This is a genomic window from Moraxella sp. 179-F 1C4 NHS (assembly GCF_045370505.1).
GTDB lineage: Bacteria > Pseudomonadota > Gammaproteobacteria > Pseudomonadales > Moraxellaceae > Faucicola > Faucicola tetraodonis.
In genome coordinates this window covers 49,972-66,122 of record NZ_JBIQEC010000014.1, presented here as the reverse complement: position 1 = coordinate 66,122, position 16,151 = coordinate 49,972, and the positions used below count along the sequence as shown (strand labels likewise).

At 43.9% G+C, this 16,151-nt stretch carries 14 protein-coding genes; 5 read left to right on the top strand and 9 right to left on the bottom strand.

Annotation, left to right across the window (positions count from 1 at the left end; genetic code table 11):
* Nucleotides 1-304 precede the first annotated feature (304 nt).
* The 6 genes from ACH0AB_RS08025 to dnaQ all read right to left on the bottom strand — a co-directional run bounded on the left by ACH0AB_RS08025 (nucleotide 305) and on the right by dnaQ (nucleotide 7,105).
* Nucleotides 305-835 carry an inorganic diphosphatase gene (locus ACH0AB_RS08025; protein ID WP_050324132.1) on the bottom strand — a complete coding sequence of 177 codons (531 nt, stop codon included), beginning with the start codon at nucleotides 833-835 and terminating at the stop codon, nucleotides 305-307.
* Between the two features lie 198 nt (nucleotides 836-1,033).
* On the bottom strand, nucleotides 1,034-1,678 hold the full coding sequence (nth, locus tag ACH0AB_RS08020) for an endonuclease III (protein ID WP_406877844.1): 645 nt from the start codon (nucleotides 1,676-1,678) through the stop codon (nucleotides 1,034-1,036).
* 81 nt (nucleotides 1,679-1,759) lie between these two features.
* The gene (locus ACH0AB_RS08015; RefSeq protein WP_219298854.1) at nucleotides 1,760-2,569 is read right to left on the bottom strand and encodes an RnfABCDGE type electron transport complex subunit B; all 810 of its coding nucleotides are present in this window, start codon (nucleotides 2,567-2,569) and stop codon (nucleotides 1,760-1,762) included.
* A gap of 126 nt (nucleotides 2,570-2,695) precedes the next feature.
* The gene (gene nudC, locus ACH0AB_RS08010) at nucleotides 2,696-3,505 is read right to left on the bottom strand and encodes an NAD(+) diphosphatase (RefSeq protein WP_406877839.1); all 810 of its coding nucleotides are present in this window, start codon (nucleotides 3,503-3,505) and stop codon (nucleotides 2,696-2,698) included.
* A gap of 18 nt (nucleotides 3,506-3,523) precedes the next feature.
* Nucleotides 3,524-5,215, bottom strand: coding sequence for a hypothetical protein (locus tag ACH0AB_RS08005; protein ID WP_406877838.1), 1,692 nt, complete (start codon nucleotides 5,213-5,215; stop codon nucleotides 3,524-3,526).
* Between the two features lie 192 nt (nucleotides 5,216-5,407).
* On the bottom strand, nucleotides 5,408-7,105 hold the full coding sequence (gene dnaQ, locus ACH0AB_RS08000; RefSeq protein ID WP_406877837.1) for a DNA polymerase III subunit epsilon: 1,698 nt from the start codon (nucleotides 7,103-7,105) through the stop codon (nucleotides 5,408-5,410).
* Nucleotides 7,106-7,241: 136 nt separating this feature from the next.
* Here dnaQ and ACH0AB_RS07995 point away from each other — a divergent pair, with 136 nt between their 5' ends.
* The 3 genes from ACH0AB_RS07995 (at nucleotide 7,242) to ACH0AB_RS07985 (ending at nucleotide 9,580) form a co-directional block, all read left to right on the top strand.
* Nucleotides 7,242-7,787, top strand: coding sequence for a hypothetical protein (locus tag ACH0AB_RS07995; protein ID WP_239741822.1), 546 nt, complete (start codon nucleotides 7,242-7,244; stop codon nucleotides 7,785-7,787).
* Nucleotides 7,788-7,897: 110 nt separating this feature from the next.
* On the top strand, nucleotides 7,898-8,185 hold the full coding sequence (locus tag ACH0AB_RS07990) for a hypothetical protein (RefSeq protein ID WP_406877836.1): 288 nt from the start codon (nucleotides 7,898-7,900) through the stop codon (nucleotides 8,183-8,185).
* Between the two features lie 60 nt (nucleotides 8,186-8,245).
* The gene (locus tag ACH0AB_RS07985) at nucleotides 8,246-9,580 is read left to right on the top strand and encodes an LD-carboxypeptidase (RefSeq protein ID WP_406877835.1); all 1,335 of its coding nucleotides are present in this window, start codon (nucleotides 8,246-8,248) and stop codon (nucleotides 9,578-9,580) included.
* A gap of 119 nt (nucleotides 9,581-9,699) precedes the next feature.
* Here ACH0AB_RS07985 and apbC read toward each other — a convergent pair whose 3' ends face one another.
* Nucleotides 9,700-10,926, bottom strand: coding sequence for an iron-sulfur cluster carrier protein ApbC (gene apbC / locus ACH0AB_RS07980; protein WP_406877834.1), 1,227 nt, complete (start codon nucleotides 10,924-10,926; stop codon nucleotides 9,700-9,702).
* Nucleotides 10,927-11,138: 212 nt separating this feature from the next.
* Between apbC and metG the strand changes: the two genes are divergently transcribed.
* Nucleotides 11,139-13,250 carry a methionine--tRNA ligase gene (gene metG, locus ACH0AB_RS07975; protein ID WP_406877833.1) on the top strand — a complete coding sequence of 704 codons (2,112 nt, stop codon included), beginning with the start codon at nucleotides 11,139-11,141 and terminating at the stop codon, nucleotides 13,248-13,250.
* A 149-nt stretch (nucleotides 13,251-13,399) separates the two neighbouring features.
* On the opposite strand, the gene ACH0AB_RS07970 is transcribed toward metG, so the two are convergent.
* Nucleotides 13,400-13,561, bottom strand: a complete 162-nt coding sequence (locus ACH0AB_RS07970; RefSeq protein ID WP_007116336.1) for a hypothetical protein — start codon at nucleotides 13,559-13,561, stop codon at nucleotides 13,400-13,402.
* Between the two features lie 454 nt (nucleotides 13,562-14,015).
* On the opposite strand from ACH0AB_RS07970, the gene ACH0AB_RS07965 reads away from it, so the two are divergent.
* A complete protein-coding gene (locus ACH0AB_RS07965) occupies nucleotides 14,016-15,074 on the top strand; it encodes an ABC transporter substrate-binding protein (RefSeq protein ID WP_406877832.1) in 1,059 nt (352 codons plus the stop codon).
* Between the two features lie 79 nt (nucleotides 15,075-15,153).
* Here ACH0AB_RS07965 and ACH0AB_RS07960 read toward each other — a convergent pair whose 3' ends face one another.
* Nucleotides 15,154-15,663 (bottom strand): hypothetical protein, encoded by a 510-nt coding sequence (locus tag ACH0AB_RS07960; protein WP_406877831.1) that lies wholly within the window; start codon nucleotides 15,661-15,663, stop codon nucleotides 15,154-15,156.
* Nucleotides 15,664-16,151: the final 488 nt, after the last annotated feature.

Sequence of the window (16,151 nt, the reverse complement as noted above, 5' to 3'; positions counted from 1 at the left end):
TGTCCAGTATCATTTGTCGGTAGTCGGTTGAGTATGCCATTTTGTTATTGTAGCACTTCTATATTTCTTTAACTATATAATCGTACTATCAGGGTCTTGACCATATTCAACTAGGTCTAGTAGTGACATATCAAATGAACCTCTTATAAAAATAAACTACTGATTTTTGTATATAATTTATTGCGTCAATTTATAGAATTAATATAAATTTCTGCAGAGAGACTATCATAGAATATACCCAAAAAAAGAAAACCTTTCCACATCAAATGAAAAGGTTTTTTACCAACACAACTATTGCGTAAAATTATTGCTTTTTCCAACGTTCTTGTGATTCTTTGATCACCGCTTTGGCTTCCTCAATGTCACCCCAGCTTTCAACTTTGGTTGTGCCCGCTTTTTTCAAATCTTTATAGTGATTAAAATGGAACTCGATTTGTTTAATCAGTTGCTGTGGTAAATCTGCTAGGGTATTGATAGCGTTACCGTTGTTGCGGTCATCTGCAGGTACTACAACCACTTTATCATCCACTTCACCATCATCCACGAATTTCATCACACCAATGACTTTGGCTTCGATAAAGATGCCTGTTGGCAGCGGAGTGTCAGTGATGATCAGTGCGTCTAATTCGTCGCCATCTTCATCAAGGGTTTGTGGGATAAAACCATAGTTGGTTGGTTTGGCAAATAATTGCGGCTCTACGCGGTCAAGTTGCATCACGCCAAGTTTACGGTTCCATTCGATTTTATTATTTGAACCCGCTGGAATTTCGATAACTACGTTAATCACGCCGCCATCAACATCACCCGCATCAAGAATTTGGTTAAAATCTGCCATGAGTTTTTCCTTTTTGTTAATAAAGTTGTTTATAAAACTGCTTGTAAAAAAGTAGCCTAAAAGTGGGTTGATTATAGCAAAGTCTGTTGGCTTTCTCTATTTTTTCCCGCCGCGACTTCTATAAAATTATGAATATGCATAGGCAAGTTTGGAATTAAAAAATTGGTCGTTTAATATTCTGGTTTTATTTAAAGCAACTTATTTTTCAATAAACTTGGCTTTGTCTTTAAACATACATTCATCAAACACTGGGCATTTGCCACATTCGGGACTTCTAGCTTTACAAGTATAACGCCCATGCAAAATCAAATAATGGTGCGCGTCCAATATATACTTCTGTGGTATTCGAGCGATGAGTTTATCTTCCACTTCTCGCACATTTTTACCCGTTGCCAAGCCTGTGCGATTGCCGACACGAAAAATATGGGTATCCACTGCCATAGTGGGCTGCCCAAAGGCGGTGTTGAGCACCACATTGGCAGTTTTTCGCCCTACCCCTGCTAGGCTTTCAAGCTCGTGGCGGGTTTGCGGTACTTCGCTAGCAAATTTATCCACCAAGTCTTGGCAGCATTTCATCACATTTTTGGCTTTGCTATTATATAGCCCAATGGTTTTGATATAACTTTTTAGCCCAGCTTCACCCAAATCCAAAATTGCTTGCGGGGTATTGGCAACGGCATATAGTTTACGGGTAGCAAGATTGACACTGACATCGGTGGCTTGTGCCGACAGTATGACGGCGATCAACAATTCAAAGTTACTCTGATATTCCAGTTCCGTCTCTGGTTTCTCAATGGCTGCGGCTAGTTTTTGGAAAAACGGCAACACGTTTTTGTTGGGCATGCGCCGTGAGGGCGGCGTCTCTGCGGTTTTGGGCACTTGAATTTTTGGTTTGATGTTGGCAACCATGATGCACTCTTTAGGTTATGGCAGTGTCGCAAGTTGCTGCTGCAAGGCTTGCACCAAGGCTTGTTTATTGTCATCAGCGCGTACGGCAAGTTGTTTTTCTAATTTTTTGATTTGGGTACGTAGTTTTGCCGCTTCGATGGCGTTTTTAGCCGCTGCTGCATCGATATCGACTTTGATATCATTGAGTTTGGCTTGTACCATACTGACCACAGGTTTGGCATTGGTGTTATCATTGACTTGGCGTTCGATACGGTCAAGGTGGGCGTAATAGCGCGCGCGTAATCCGTCTTGCTCGGTTTGCCTTGTCGCGTCATCCATCAACCGTGTGAAGGGTACCAGCTCGATGCAGTCCACTGGACAGGGCGGCAAACACAGCTCACAGCCTGTGCATAGGTCGGTAAAAATGGTGTGCATACGCTTGCCTGAGCCAATAATGGCATCGACAGGACACGCAGGAATACATTTGGTACAGCCAATGCAATCCTCTTCTCGAATGATGGCTCGCATTTCCATTGGACGATTGGTAGCGGGATCGGTTTGCCACTTTGATGCTTCAGCTGTCAGTGGGATACGCCCAAGCAATTTACCGATTTGGTCAGTAACTGATTGTCCACCGGGCACGCATTGGTTATGCGATTCACCCAATGTGACAATGGCGGTGGCATACGGCAGACAGCCTTCAGGATGACCGCATAGCCCGCATTGGGTTTGCGGCAGGACTTGGTCGATTTGTTGTATTAATCGTTGATGCTCGATACTTAGGCTATTTAGGTTTAAATTATTAAATAGATTGGGTACCTCGAAAACAGGTTGGCTATCAGACATGGCTCAATTTTTATTCACTATAATCATCAATGTGTATTTTAGCATAGCTCATGCCTATTTCGCCTATAACCTATCAAGACAAATCATCAAGACAAATGATGAAAACAAGTCACTTAATCAATCTGTTTAAGATTGGTAATGCTGTTTCACCCATTCGATCAGTTGGTAAGCAATCGTGCCTTTTGGCGGAATGACAGGGCCGTTTTCATCTAAACTATCTACATCAAAAAATTGGGCATCCATCAGCTCATTGTTATCTATGGTGATATCGCCACTTTGGTACTCTGCAATAAAGCCTACCATTAAATTGCTAGGAAAAGGCCACGGTTGGCTGCCAAAATAGCGCAAATTGCTGACAGATAACCCTACCTCTTCCATCACTTCACGATGCACGCATTGCTCTAAACTCTCACCGACTTCCACAAAACCTGCCAGCACGGTATACATTTTGCTATCGGTCGCCCGTAGATGATGCGCTAACAAAATCTGCGGTTTGTCTGCGGTGGTTTTGATGATGGCGGTGATGATACAAGGCTGCACTCGAGGATATTGGTGGTAGTGGCAGCTAGGGCAAACGGTGGCATTTTCAACGGGGTGTAACTCCGTGGGCGTACCGCAGCGGCTACAAAATTGATGATCTTGATGCCAGCGTAACAGCTGCATGGCTTTGGCTAATTGGCTAGTTTGTAGCGCATCAAGGCTGCCAATCAGATGTCGAAAGCGCAGAAACTCAATCTGCCCTGTAATCGCTTCTGGCAATTGCGATAAATCAATATCCTGATAGGCAATGGCATAAATACTGTTGCCTGCCTCATCGGTATTTACTTTAACTGCCTGAGCGGGCATATCCTCACAAGGATAAAAAAAAGGAAGTCCGCCTATACAAGCGAACTTATCGTTATCACATATAAGTAAATCATGGTGTAATGTGGTCATGTTGGTTACCAAATTACCCTAGGCCACAAGCATGTGTTGTAAGCTGCGATAGCCGACATACATTGCATGGTTGCCTGCGGGTTTGTTCGTTTCAAGACTTTCTAGATAATAATCTGCTGACATCACAATATCGGCAATGCTAGCAAGCTGATACTCTGACAACCTGCAATCATTTTGCTCGATTAAGTTTTGTAGCACTGTAGCAGCGCGTTTGAGCAGTTGGCTTTGTCGAGGTAAGTTTAAAAATAAGCAAGCACCTGAGATAGCGCGCATGATATCAGGCACAGGCGTGATATGTAGAATATCTTTGTCGGCGTCATTTAGATAATTATTGAGCGCAGTTTCAATGGTGGCAATCCCGGTACGGCTTTCTTGGACGAGCGTGTTGTGAGCCGTTTCGATTTGATGTAGCGAAATAGTCTGGTTGTACACAGGCAATGTCACCGCACCCGGGGTATGTGATTTTGCCAGGTTAATCGCCGCATTTTCCGCCATCATTAAAGTGCCAAGCAATTCATCAAAATCATTAGGCGTTGGCTGCGTCCAAGTTTTTACTTTGCCAGTTTGTTGATTCAGCGCCGCACTAACCTCATTTAAATTTAAGGTTTTAAACACATTACTTAAATCATGCAAACGCTGGGCCATGCTATCAATCTCATCTGTACTTGAATTGAGATTAACTTGGCGGGCATAATTGTCACTGGCAGATTTAATCAAATCGATTTCTTGCTGGATGATGTGGTTGAGCGTACTAGTCGCTTCACAGTCAGGTCCAAATAAGAAGCGACGCATGGCTGTTAACTGGGTTTCGTTTAAGGTATTGGCCGAGAATTTGTGCTGAACTTGCAGGGCAAGCTGGCTATCTCTTGAGCTGGCAAACTGCACCAAATCAGCAAAACGAGAATCATTGACAGGCAGATAGTCATTAAATTGTTGTTCAACAAAAATCAGCGCCCGCTTTTGCAAGTTACTAAGCGGTAATACCTCTGCCAAATCTGATACCGCCGCATCAGCGGCATGCCAAAACAAACTATCGGTACGTTTTGAAACCATTTCACAGGCAGCTTGCATGGCTTTGAGTTTTCCTCGCTCTTTTGGCGATAATTGATTGCTTTGTGCGGTGAGCGCCACGCTCAGACCTGCGCGATAAGCTTCCACTAATTTTTTTGGGTCAATGCCGAGTGATTTTAACGGTTGGTAATTTTGTTCCGGGTTGGCAATCGCGATACTGCTGTTTTTGTTGGCAGTTAAGTCTGATAGCTGCAGCACTGGCTGATTCAAATTGCTGTGAAGTTGATTGATAATGGGCAACAACAATGAGGGTTCAATGGTCTCTTTAAGTAATACAAACTCGATATAACGCGCCAATGTCATGATGCCTTCTGACACATCCATCATCATGTCATTGCTGGCTTTGTCACGGTTGGCTTGGTCGCGCTCGTCATAGAGTTTTTGCAGTCCTGCCGATAGACTATTGGCAAGTTCATACCCTTCCTCTAATTGAATCAACCGCAGTACTTTTGCCAGTTGCGCCAAGGTATCCACGGAATCAAGTAGCAAAGGCGCTTGACTACTGTCGTCATTAAACTCACTTAAATGCATCTCGGCATCGTGTAGCATCACGGCAATCTCAGGTCTTAATAAATGCAATGAAGGCAAATCAAAATTGGTGGCCGTTAGTTTTTGTGAGTTAGGACTTGGCAGACTCATGTTTTTTTATCCAAAATGACTTTAAGTTGATAAAGGTAAAATGGCAGCTACGCTTATTGCTGATTATTGTAAGACGTCCCTATGCCAGTGTCTATGTCAAAGTGTTAACACCCGCACAATAATTACACTCTATCATGAAATTTTGCCCATCAAAGAAATGCCTTCACAAAATCTAATAAGGCATTTTTATTGTTAAACACTCGCCCAGTTTTCAGCCAGCTGCGGGTTGTTATCTTTTAAGGCGTTAAGCCACTCTAGATGCGCCTGCTCAGCCTCGCTACTTGCCAAAAAGCGCTTGATAGTCGTGCTAAAACGCTGATGCTCAGTTGCGCCGCCTACACCGCCGCCGACATCATCATCAATCGCTAACGCAACCTGTCCACCTGTCATCGCCAGATATACTTCCGCTAAAATCTCGGCATCGAGTAACGCCCCGTGGAAGGTACGGTCTTGTTTACCGACATTGAGACGTTTAACTAGCGCATCCAAGGTATTACGCTGCCCTGCGAACATACGTTTGGCAATGGCAAGGCTGTCTGTCACAGTGACGGCTTGGTGGATATCGGGCAAGCCAAGGCGCGCAAACTCAGCTTGCAAAAAGCTCATGTCAAACCCCGCGTTATGCGCGATGAGTTCTGCGCCTTGTAAAAAGTCATAAATCGCTTCACCGACTTGCTCAAATACGGGCATATCATTTAAAAACACATTGTGAATGCCATGAACGCGAATGACTTCCTCACCCATCTCAATTTTTGGGTTGATATAGACATGCAGTTTTTCACCGGTAAAACGTCGATTAATCATCTCAACGATACCTACCTCAATGATACGGTCACCATTTTGCGCTTCAAACCCTGTGGTCTCAGTATCGAGAATCAGCTGGCGATTGGCAGTGCCTTTGTGTTTGGCGATGGGTAATAAAGGTATAAAAGTCGGGTTGGGCTGACTGGTAATACCGTTAAACACGGGACGCTGAGCAATTAAGCTGTCATCTTGTGCGACAAATTGCCCTTGTGGATTGGTGAACACCGCAAAATTTGGGTTAGCACTTGTTGGCGAGTGGGTCGGCTGTCCCCCTAACGATGATTGAGTTGATACATCGATGCTGGTTTGAGTATGGCTAGCTTGAGTATTACTGGCTTGAACCTTGCTTATTTGAATAGTGCTTGCGACTGGCTCACCGTCAAGTGCCTGCAAAAAAATATCCCCCATCATCTCACTGTCGGCAAACTCCATATCTTGCGCGTCACCAAAAGACGCATCGCTAAAATCGCGGGTTAACGCTGAGTGATTGAGGACTGGGTTATTATCGGTTGACATTGGATTCATGGACAGGTCTTTTTTTTTATCATCAAAATCAGGGTTTTTATCACTAAAATCCGATTTAACCTCTAAATCAGTGGTAGGATTGGGTGGATTTTTAATCACTTTATTAAAGCTTTTGGGTAGTTGGTCAATGCCTTGGTTTGCAAGCTTATCGGCATATTCATTGCCATCATGACCGGCATGTCCTTTAACCCATTGCCAGTCAATTTGTCGCTGCTCGCACAGCTTATCAAGTCGCTGCCATAATTCCACATTTTTGACATTTTTCCAATGTTTCTTTTTCCACCCTGCCAGCCATTCGCTGATGCCTTTGATGACATAGCTAGAGTCTGACCAGATTTGAATCGGTAACGTTTTTGGGCTGTTTTCCAGTGCCGCAATCGCACCCATCAGCTCCATACGGTTGTTGGTGGTATGTGCCTCACCCCCGCAAATATCAATTTGCTCACCGGTAGGTAAAATCACCACAGCACCAAAGCCCCCTTTGCCAGGATTGCCACGGCAGGCGCCATCAGTGTAAGCAAGGGTTCGACCCTCAAGGGGCGTTAAGGCATGATTTGACATAGATAACAACCCATATGAAACAGCAAAACAATCAAAAAAACAGCCCTCAGTATAAGAAAAAAAAGCATAAAAAGCCATGCCAAAACGTCTATAATAACCGCTTATAGTTGGTATCTGTTGGTTGTAAAGGACGTCTATGCAAAAAAAATCTCGTGCGCGCGTGTCAGCTGTGTTGACCAAGGTGGGTATGGCTATGGTCTATGCGCTAAGCCTAAATTTAGCGGCTTGTAACAAGCCCCAATCGCCTGCAACGACTAGCAGCGATGGCGCAAAACAGTCGCCAGCGTTATCACAACCTGCCGCTAGCGATGATGTGTTTGTGGGCTGTTACACAGTCAGCCATACAGAACCTGCCCAAATCAAAATCATCAAAAATGGTGACAACTATGCCATGCAAATGCGCGAGTTTAACGACCCCAGCAAAAACTGGGACAAGCCTGAAGCCATGCAAGTCATCGCCACTGACAGCCCAGATATACAAAAATACTTTGACATCAAAGCCGATGAACATCAATACTTAGAAAAAATCATTGCCCGTCCCGACCGCGTGTTCGTGCTCGCCAAAATCACCGATAGTTTTGCAAGCCTAAACCCGCAATTTGACAGTCCCTATCTGGGTTATATCTACAAAGGTAGCAATACTGTCTATAAAGTAGCATGCGAGCAAACCACCAAACTGTAATCACCTGAGTTGCTGCTTGACTTGATGAGCTTGGTTTGCTGCTTGATTTGATGCTTGAGTTAATACGTCTCATCCAAATTTTAACCCAAACGATTAATAGAGAATAAGCGATGAATTTTTTTGCATGGTTAGTGCTAGGCTTAGTGGCATACACTAGTGGCTTTAGTATCCGTCATTTTCACTACAAAGACGCCGCCATCCCAACTGATAAAAAATGGCAATACGCGGCGATTTTTTTTGTGGTCGCGCTCGTGGTCTTTGCGCTATTGAATTTATATGTTATGCACAAAGCTGCGCTTGATATGATGTTTGTAGCGGTATCGAGTTTGGTGGCGACAGGGGTTTTTTACTATGGTATCTCGGCAGATACCAACAACAAGATGAATATACCTGATTAAATATACCCGATTAGTTGAACCATGATTTTTGTAAGTCGATGAATTTGTTTGGATAATAAAATGTCTCAAAAAATGGCGAATAATGACGCCCACATGACTACCACCCACTTGGCTGGCTTGACGCGGCGTCGACTGCTAAAAACAGGCATAGCGCTATCGGCAGCGACGGTAACGGGTGCAAAAGCGGATTTGACCATTGGCGGGCAAGTGATTAGCCAACCTTCACAGCGGTATGGGTCAAACAATGATGCTGATAACATGGCTTTTGGCGAGCCCGGCGCTATGCCCAATGGCAATACGCCCATGGAAACAATGCCCATCGATCCCCAATGGCCCCAATGGCCCCAATGGGACTTTGCGACCATCAAAGCCAATTGTGAAGCACTCAAAGGTCGCGGCGTCCACCTCCATCTGGTAGCACCATCGGGATTTGGCAGTGATGAACAGCGTAACTTACTGGCGATTCACCGACTCACCCAAGCCGGATTTTATATCGACAATCCAGAAGTGATTAGCCGACGTTATTTGCGCTTTGCAGGTTCAGACAGTGAGCGCTTGGGCGATATTACCGCATTACTTAATCGACCTGTACATGAGCTGCCTAAGATATTACTCGGCGTGCGTGGCGGCTATGGCGCGATGCGTTTGCTCAACAAACTAAGTGATCAGCAGTGGCGAACGCTGACGCAAAAACTCAAAGATCGCGGTACACTGCTGATGGGATTTAGTGATTTTACTGCGTTGCAGCTTGCCATGTACGCCAAAGGTCATCTCCCTTATGTAGCAGGGGCAATGCTCAGTAGTGACTTTGGCAAAACAGATGTGAATACCGATACCATCCAAAGTTTTATCAACCTTTGTACCCAAAACCAGCTACGTATCCAAGTGCCAGAAGCTCAACTTTATCGTGACACTGCGCGTCCTTTGGCTAAGCCGATAAAAGGCATCTTATGGGGCGGTAATCTTAGTGTGTTATCTGCAATGGTGGGCACGCCGTATATGCCAACTATCGACAACGGGATTTTATTTTTGGAAGATACCGGTGAGCAGCCGTACCGTATCGAGCGTATGCTACAAACCTTGGTGTTATCAGGCATTGTGGCAAAACAGCAAGCGATTGTGCTGGGCAAATTTAATTTTAGCGGTATCAGTGATGCTTACAATGGCGATTACACCTTTGATACCGTCATCCGTACTATCCAACAAGCGACAGGGCGACCTATCTACACCGATTTTCCCTTCGGGCATGTGGCAAGACGCATTAATTTTCCGTTAGGCGTTCCTGTCACGCTTGACAATGTCGGTAGTGGCTATCAAGTAACTTTTAACCAGTTTTATCATCTTAAAACCGATGCAAACTTTGGCAATTTGGACTTAACTAAATTATTCGTCTAACGTATTATTGATCTAAAGTATCATTGGTCTAGCGGGGTCTTATGTATGTTAGTTAAAACCTGTTTGTATGCTGCCCAAACAGGTTTATTTAACACATATTCTTTGACTGTCAAATCGCGCTAAAAAATCCGATTGTTATCATGCGTTTTGGCAAATTTGGCGATATTGGCTTCGATATTTTTAGCGATATTGAGATAATAGTCGGCAAATTCATCGCCTGCGCCTTGATTGGCAATGACGGACGGCTCTCCTTTATCGGCTTGCTCGCGGATGCCTTTCGCCAATGGTAATTGCCCCAGTAGTGGCACTTGATACTGTGCTGCCATTTTATCCCCGCCACCTTCGCCAAAAATTGCTTCGGTATGCCCACAGCTACTACAAGTATGCAGCGCCATATTTTCTACCACGCCCAACACAGGGATATGGGTTTTGCGGAACATCTCAATGCCTTTTTGCGCATCTAGCAAGGCGATATGCTGCGGTGTGGTCACAATCACCGCACCGGTCACAGGAATACGCTGGGCGAGCGTCAACTGAATATCCCCCGTCCCAGGTGGCATATCAATCACCAAATAATCAAGATTTGGCCAGTTGGTTTGGTTGTAAAGTTGCATCAGTGCGCCTGTCGCTTTGGCACCGCGCCAAGCAACCGGGGTAGTGTCATCGCTCAATAAGCTACCGATGGATAGCATCGGCATACCTTGCGCTGCAATCGGTACAAATTGCTCATGCTCCAGCTGCGGCTGCTGACCTGCCACGCCAAGCATACTTGGAATACTGGGGCCATAGATATCGGCATCCAACACGCCCACGCGTTTGCCCAGTTTTTGCAGCGCTAAGGCGATATTCACCGTCGTCGTCGATTTGCCAACGCCGCCTTTGCCCGAAGCTACCACAATAATATGCTCGATACGTGGATGCGGTGTTAATTCTGCTTGGGTAGTGACTTTTTTGGCAATCGCAGGTTCAGGGGTCTCTGTGACTAATTTGTCACTTTGTGGCGCGGCCTGAGTGACGGGTGGCATGGCATTGGTGGTTTTGGGTAGGGTTGAGCCACTGCCTTTGGTCGTAGGTCTTGGCGCAGTAGCGCTGTCAAACAAGGTAATGTTCATATTCACTTCACTGACCCCATGAATATGCAGCTTTTGGCTCAAATCATGATGGATTTGTTCAGGATTGCAGTCATCGGGCAAGCGCAAATCCAATGTCAGACTATTACCTTGCTGTTTAGCCCCTTTGACATACTGACGAATTGGTTGGTTATTGACGTGATATTCATCAAATAACTGATTAAGCGTGGACTCATCCACTGTTGCCACGGTTTTTGGTTTGATAAAGTTGAACATGATAGTTGCTTACCCCAATGTTGTTATTTTAACGATTTTAACCACTGTTAAGTGGGGTTTATTACCAATTTTCACAGAGACAGATTGAACATATCTGTGTGAAAAGTAATTTTTCTTGTTTGATTGATGCCCATTGGTTGGGAAATGATGCGATTTAAGCTATCATACAGCAATAATGACATTTTTTTAAACAAATCAATAACAGGTGTATTGTGAGAAAAATTTTAGTTACTAGCGCCCTACCCTATGCCAATGGTCCGATTCATTTGGGTCATTTGGTTGAGTATATCCAGACCGATATTTGGGTACGCGCCATGAAATCATTGGGTCATCAAGTGACGTATGTATGTGCCGATGATGCCCATGGTACAGCGATTATGCTCAAAGCAGAAGCCAACGGTGTCACCCCTGAAGAGCAAATTGCCGATGTCAAAGCCTCCCATGAAAAAGATTTTGCGGGCTTTTTGGTTGATTTTGACAACTACTACTCAACCCATAGCCCTGAAAATGAGCATTACTCTCAGCTGATTTATAATCGCTTGTATGAAAACGGCCATATCTCGCACAAAGCAGTTGAACAGCTGTATGACCCAGAAAAAGGCTTGTTTTTGGCAGACCGTTTTGTCAAAGGCGAATGCCCAAAATGCGGCGCAAAAGACCAATACGGCGACAACTGCGAAGTCTGCGGCACGACCTACAATGCCACCGAACTCAAAAATCCTTACTCAACGCTTTCAGGTGCAATGCCTGTTTTAAAATCATCAATCCATTATTTCTTTAATCTGCCAAACTTTAGCGAATTTTTGCAAAATTGGACGCGTAAAGAAGGTCGCCTGCAAACCTCTATCGCCAACAAATTACAAGAATGGTTTGATGCAGGTCTTGCCAACTGGGATATTAGCCGCGATGCACCGTATTTTGGCTTTAAAATCCCAAATACCCCAGCCAGTGAACCCGACAAGTATTTTTATGTGTGGCTCGATGCGCCTGTCGGTTATATGGCAAGTTTCAAAAACTTGTGTGACCAACAAGGTGCGCATTTAGGCTTAAATTTTGATGACTATTGGTCAAAAGAAAATCATAACAACACCGAAGTTTATCACTTTATCGGTAAAGATATTGTGTATTTCCACGCGCTGTTTTGGCCAGCGATGCTTGAAGGCGCAGGATTTAGAACCCCAACTGCCATCAACGCGCATGGCTTCTTGACCGTCAATGGCGAGAAAATGAGTAAATCTCGCGGCACCTTTATCAAAGCCGATACCTACTTACAAAACCTTGACCCTGAATACTTGCGTTACTACTTTGCTAGCAAATTATCAGCCAGTGTCGAAGATATCAATCTGGATCTTGAAGACTTCATGCAAAAAGTCAATTCAGACTTGGTGGGTAAAGTCGTCAATATCGCTAGCCGCTGTGCAGGATTTATCCATAAAAATCATGGTAGTAAACTGGCACTGACAATCAGCGAGCCTGCTTTGGTGCAACAAATCATTAATGCGGGCGAAGACATCGCTGCCGCTTATGAAGCGCGCGAATTTAGCAAAGCCATGCGTCTGATTATGGCGTGCGCAGACAAAGCCAATGAGTACATCGATGACAAAAAACCGTGGTCACTCAACAAAGTCGAAGGTCAACAAGCTGAAGTACAAGCGGTGTGTACCGTCGCGCTTAATATCTTCCGTCAATTGGTGGTTTATCTTGCCCCTGTATTGCCATTGATGTGTGAGAAAGCACGAATTTTTCTCAATGTTGACAGCCTAGATTTTGATAGCCGTCATGCGTTATTGGTCGGGCATACCATCAACGCCTTTACCCCATTGATGCAGCGGGTTGACAAAGATAAAGTTGCTGCGATGGTGGACGCTTCAAAAGAAGATTTAAACAAGCAGCCTGCTATCGCCAATCAAGCCGCAACTGGGCAAGCGGGCGCGAGCAAAACCAAAGCCGCCGCTAGCGAACAATCCACTGGCGATACAGCATTGATTGGTATCGATGACTTCGCCAAAGTCACGATGACCGTAGCAAAAGTGCTAGCCTGCAATAACGTGGAAGGTGCAGATAAATTGCTGCAATTTACCCTAGATGTGGGTGAGACAGATGCGCAGGGCAATGTGAAAACGCGCAATGTGTTTAGCGGTATCGCCAAATTTTATAACCCTGAACAATTAGTGGGCAAGACTGTGGTCTGCGTCACTAACCTTGCGCCACGAAAAATGAAGTTTGGTATTTCTGAAGGTATGATTTTATCGGCTGAAAAAGCCGGTCAATTGACCGTGGTTACGCTAGATGACCATATCCCTGCGGGTGCGACCCTTGCTTAATGGGCTTAACTGTGATTGATTGCGATGAGCTGAAACATTTTGACACATTCTTAATCATTTTTTTGATCACAACAAAAAACCGCTGATAATTACCAGCGGTTTTTTTATTAAGCTATCCTAAATATCAAAAAATCGATAATGTAGTCCGATTAACGGTCGCTTTTGCTAACGCTAATGCGAACAGGTATAGATTTTCGATTGGCTCTAACCGGATTAGCTGACTTATTGTATTGGCAATAATGGGGTGCTTCAGCCGAAGGTAGAATAGCACCAACTACTAATACGCCTGCCATCAAGTTTGATGAGTTCATATAGCCTCCTTGTTGAGTTAGTGTACGATGATTCCATCTATGAATCATTTACCTTTACTAAGCACAGACATGTTTAACTTAATCAACGCTGCAACGAATCGTTTAAAAAAGATAAATAATGCTGCGAGTAGAAGTTGTATTCTAAAAGATATCGAAAGATTTTCATACCATTTTATTATGACAGTTTCATGAAATATCCAATTATTTTGATACTTTATGTTTCAATTAAGGTCTTTTTGTTTCCACTAAGCGCTTTATGTAATTAAACCTACTCAGACAGCAATATTTACAACATTTTTTTAATAGACCAATATTCATAAAAACCGCTAAACAATAAAAAAACTTATGTATGATATGTATAGAGGATAGCAAACTTTCATTTATGTTATAGCAAACTAGTACATTGAAATGATATACTCTGCTCACAAAACAATTTTGATGATTGGGGAATACTATGTTGTCATTCACACGCGGTCAATTATCCGCTATCTGCGCCCTTCTTGGTTTATCTTTAGCCGCCTGCTCACCTCAGAAACCACCCGCGCAAGCTGCAGACACGTCTAGCAAACCCTCAGCCACTGCCAGCCAAAAACCCAATAAAACCATCGCCATTTCTGCGATTGTGGCGCACCCATCGCTCGACGCCATTCGCCAAGGTATCCTTGATGAATTGGCTGCTGAAGGGTATATCAAAGGGCAAAATCTGACGGTAAATTTTCAATCTGCACAAGGCAATACGGCAACGGCAGGACAAATATCCAAACAATTTGTTGCTGACAAACCTGATGCTATCGTGGCAATCTCCACCCCTACCGCTCAGTCGTTGGCTGCCGCTAGCAAAGAGATACCGATTGTTTATACAGCGGTGTCAGATCCTGTTGCCGCCAAACTCATTACTCAACAAAACACCCCGACTCAGCCCAACATCACAGGTTTATCCAGCCAATTACCGCTAGCACCGCAGCTTGACTTTATACAAAAAATCATGCCGTCAGCCAAATCCATTGGCTATGTGTTTAGCGCAGGTGAAATGAATTCAGTGGCGCTGCGAGATAAACTCAACATTGCGCTGCCAGAGCGTGGCATGAACTTAGTGGATATCCCAGCCAACCGTCCGACTGATATTGCCATGGCAACTAGCAGTCTTGGCGGCAAAGCCCAGTTGATTTATACCTCAATGGACAATAATGTGGCATCGGCATTTGAATCGATGGTGCAATCAGCCAATGCGTTAAAACTTCCCATCATCGCCTCCGATGAGTTTAGCGTCCGCCGCGGTGCTACGGCAGCACTCGGTGTCAATGATTATGACTTTGGACGTACCACAGGCAAAATGGTAGGCAAAATTTTGGATGGTACACCTGTCACTCAAGTTAAACCCGAAGTGATGAACCAATTAACTTTATACGTGAGCCCAAAACACGCCCAAGCACAAGGCGTAACACTAAATCCTGAACTATTAAAAGGTGCGATTAACGTTGATACCACACCCGAGCAAAAAATTGACAAATAATTGCTATGGGTAAATAAGAAAAAACCCGCCTAACTAAATAGACGGGTTCTTCAAACTGGGCAGTGAAATGATGCGTTATTTAAAGCACATTTAAAATAACACGTGTCGCTTCAATGACATCAAGTACGCGGTTGTCAACACGTAGGCGAACTTCACCTGGGCGCGGGCGACTGATAATCTTTGCCTGGCGATAAGCATTGTTATTTAACACATAGACATTACGGTCATTATATCGCTTGACTGTGTAATAGCGATTGTCTAGTTTTTTTGCCCAGCCTGGTGGTACCGCTTTACCATGTGCAACATTTTTTTGCAGACCTGGGGGCAATTGGCGATACTGCTCGTGGGTTAGGTAGCGACCACTGCGACTATCGTAGTACCGATTATCGCCTCTGTCGTGCTCTCTATCATGGTTCGTGTTGTAGCGTTGGTTTTCTTTGCGGTCATCTTTATAGTGTTTTTGTTGCTGTTTCCAGTTTTTTTCTTGTTTATATTGAGCTTTACCATGACCGGGGTCTGCCAAAACAACGGGTGAAGCCACGAACGAGCCCGCTAAAAGTAAGCTAGTTAATAATGTCGATTTTTTCATTGTCATACACCTTTATCTGTACCTTGTATAAGTAATTTTGTATGAAGCTATATTATTATGAAATTAAAATGTAACTTAATATGACAATGCTGTGGTAATTTTCTTTCTACTTAAAAACAATGCGCTATGACTTATTAGTTAGCTGATGACTTAGCGAATTATTATTGAAAAATGATACATTAGCGAAATGAGGCAGATTGTTATGTTATAGGAATTTATCAGATAATGCCTTTTTAATCAGTTACCCAAAGCTTTAATCATAGTTGGCAAACTTGCCTAATACATATAACGCTATGCGGCTGCAAAATTAGCTGATAAAATGTAAATAATGTTTAACAATGCTGTATGATATTGTTATTGAAGTGTAAGATTTACCTTTTTAATTGTTAACCTATGGATGGATTTTTGGAGTGATATATGTTGAACGCTACATTTGGTGTTTCTCGTTTGACCACAGCAATGATACTAGGTGGAATTTGTATGGCAAG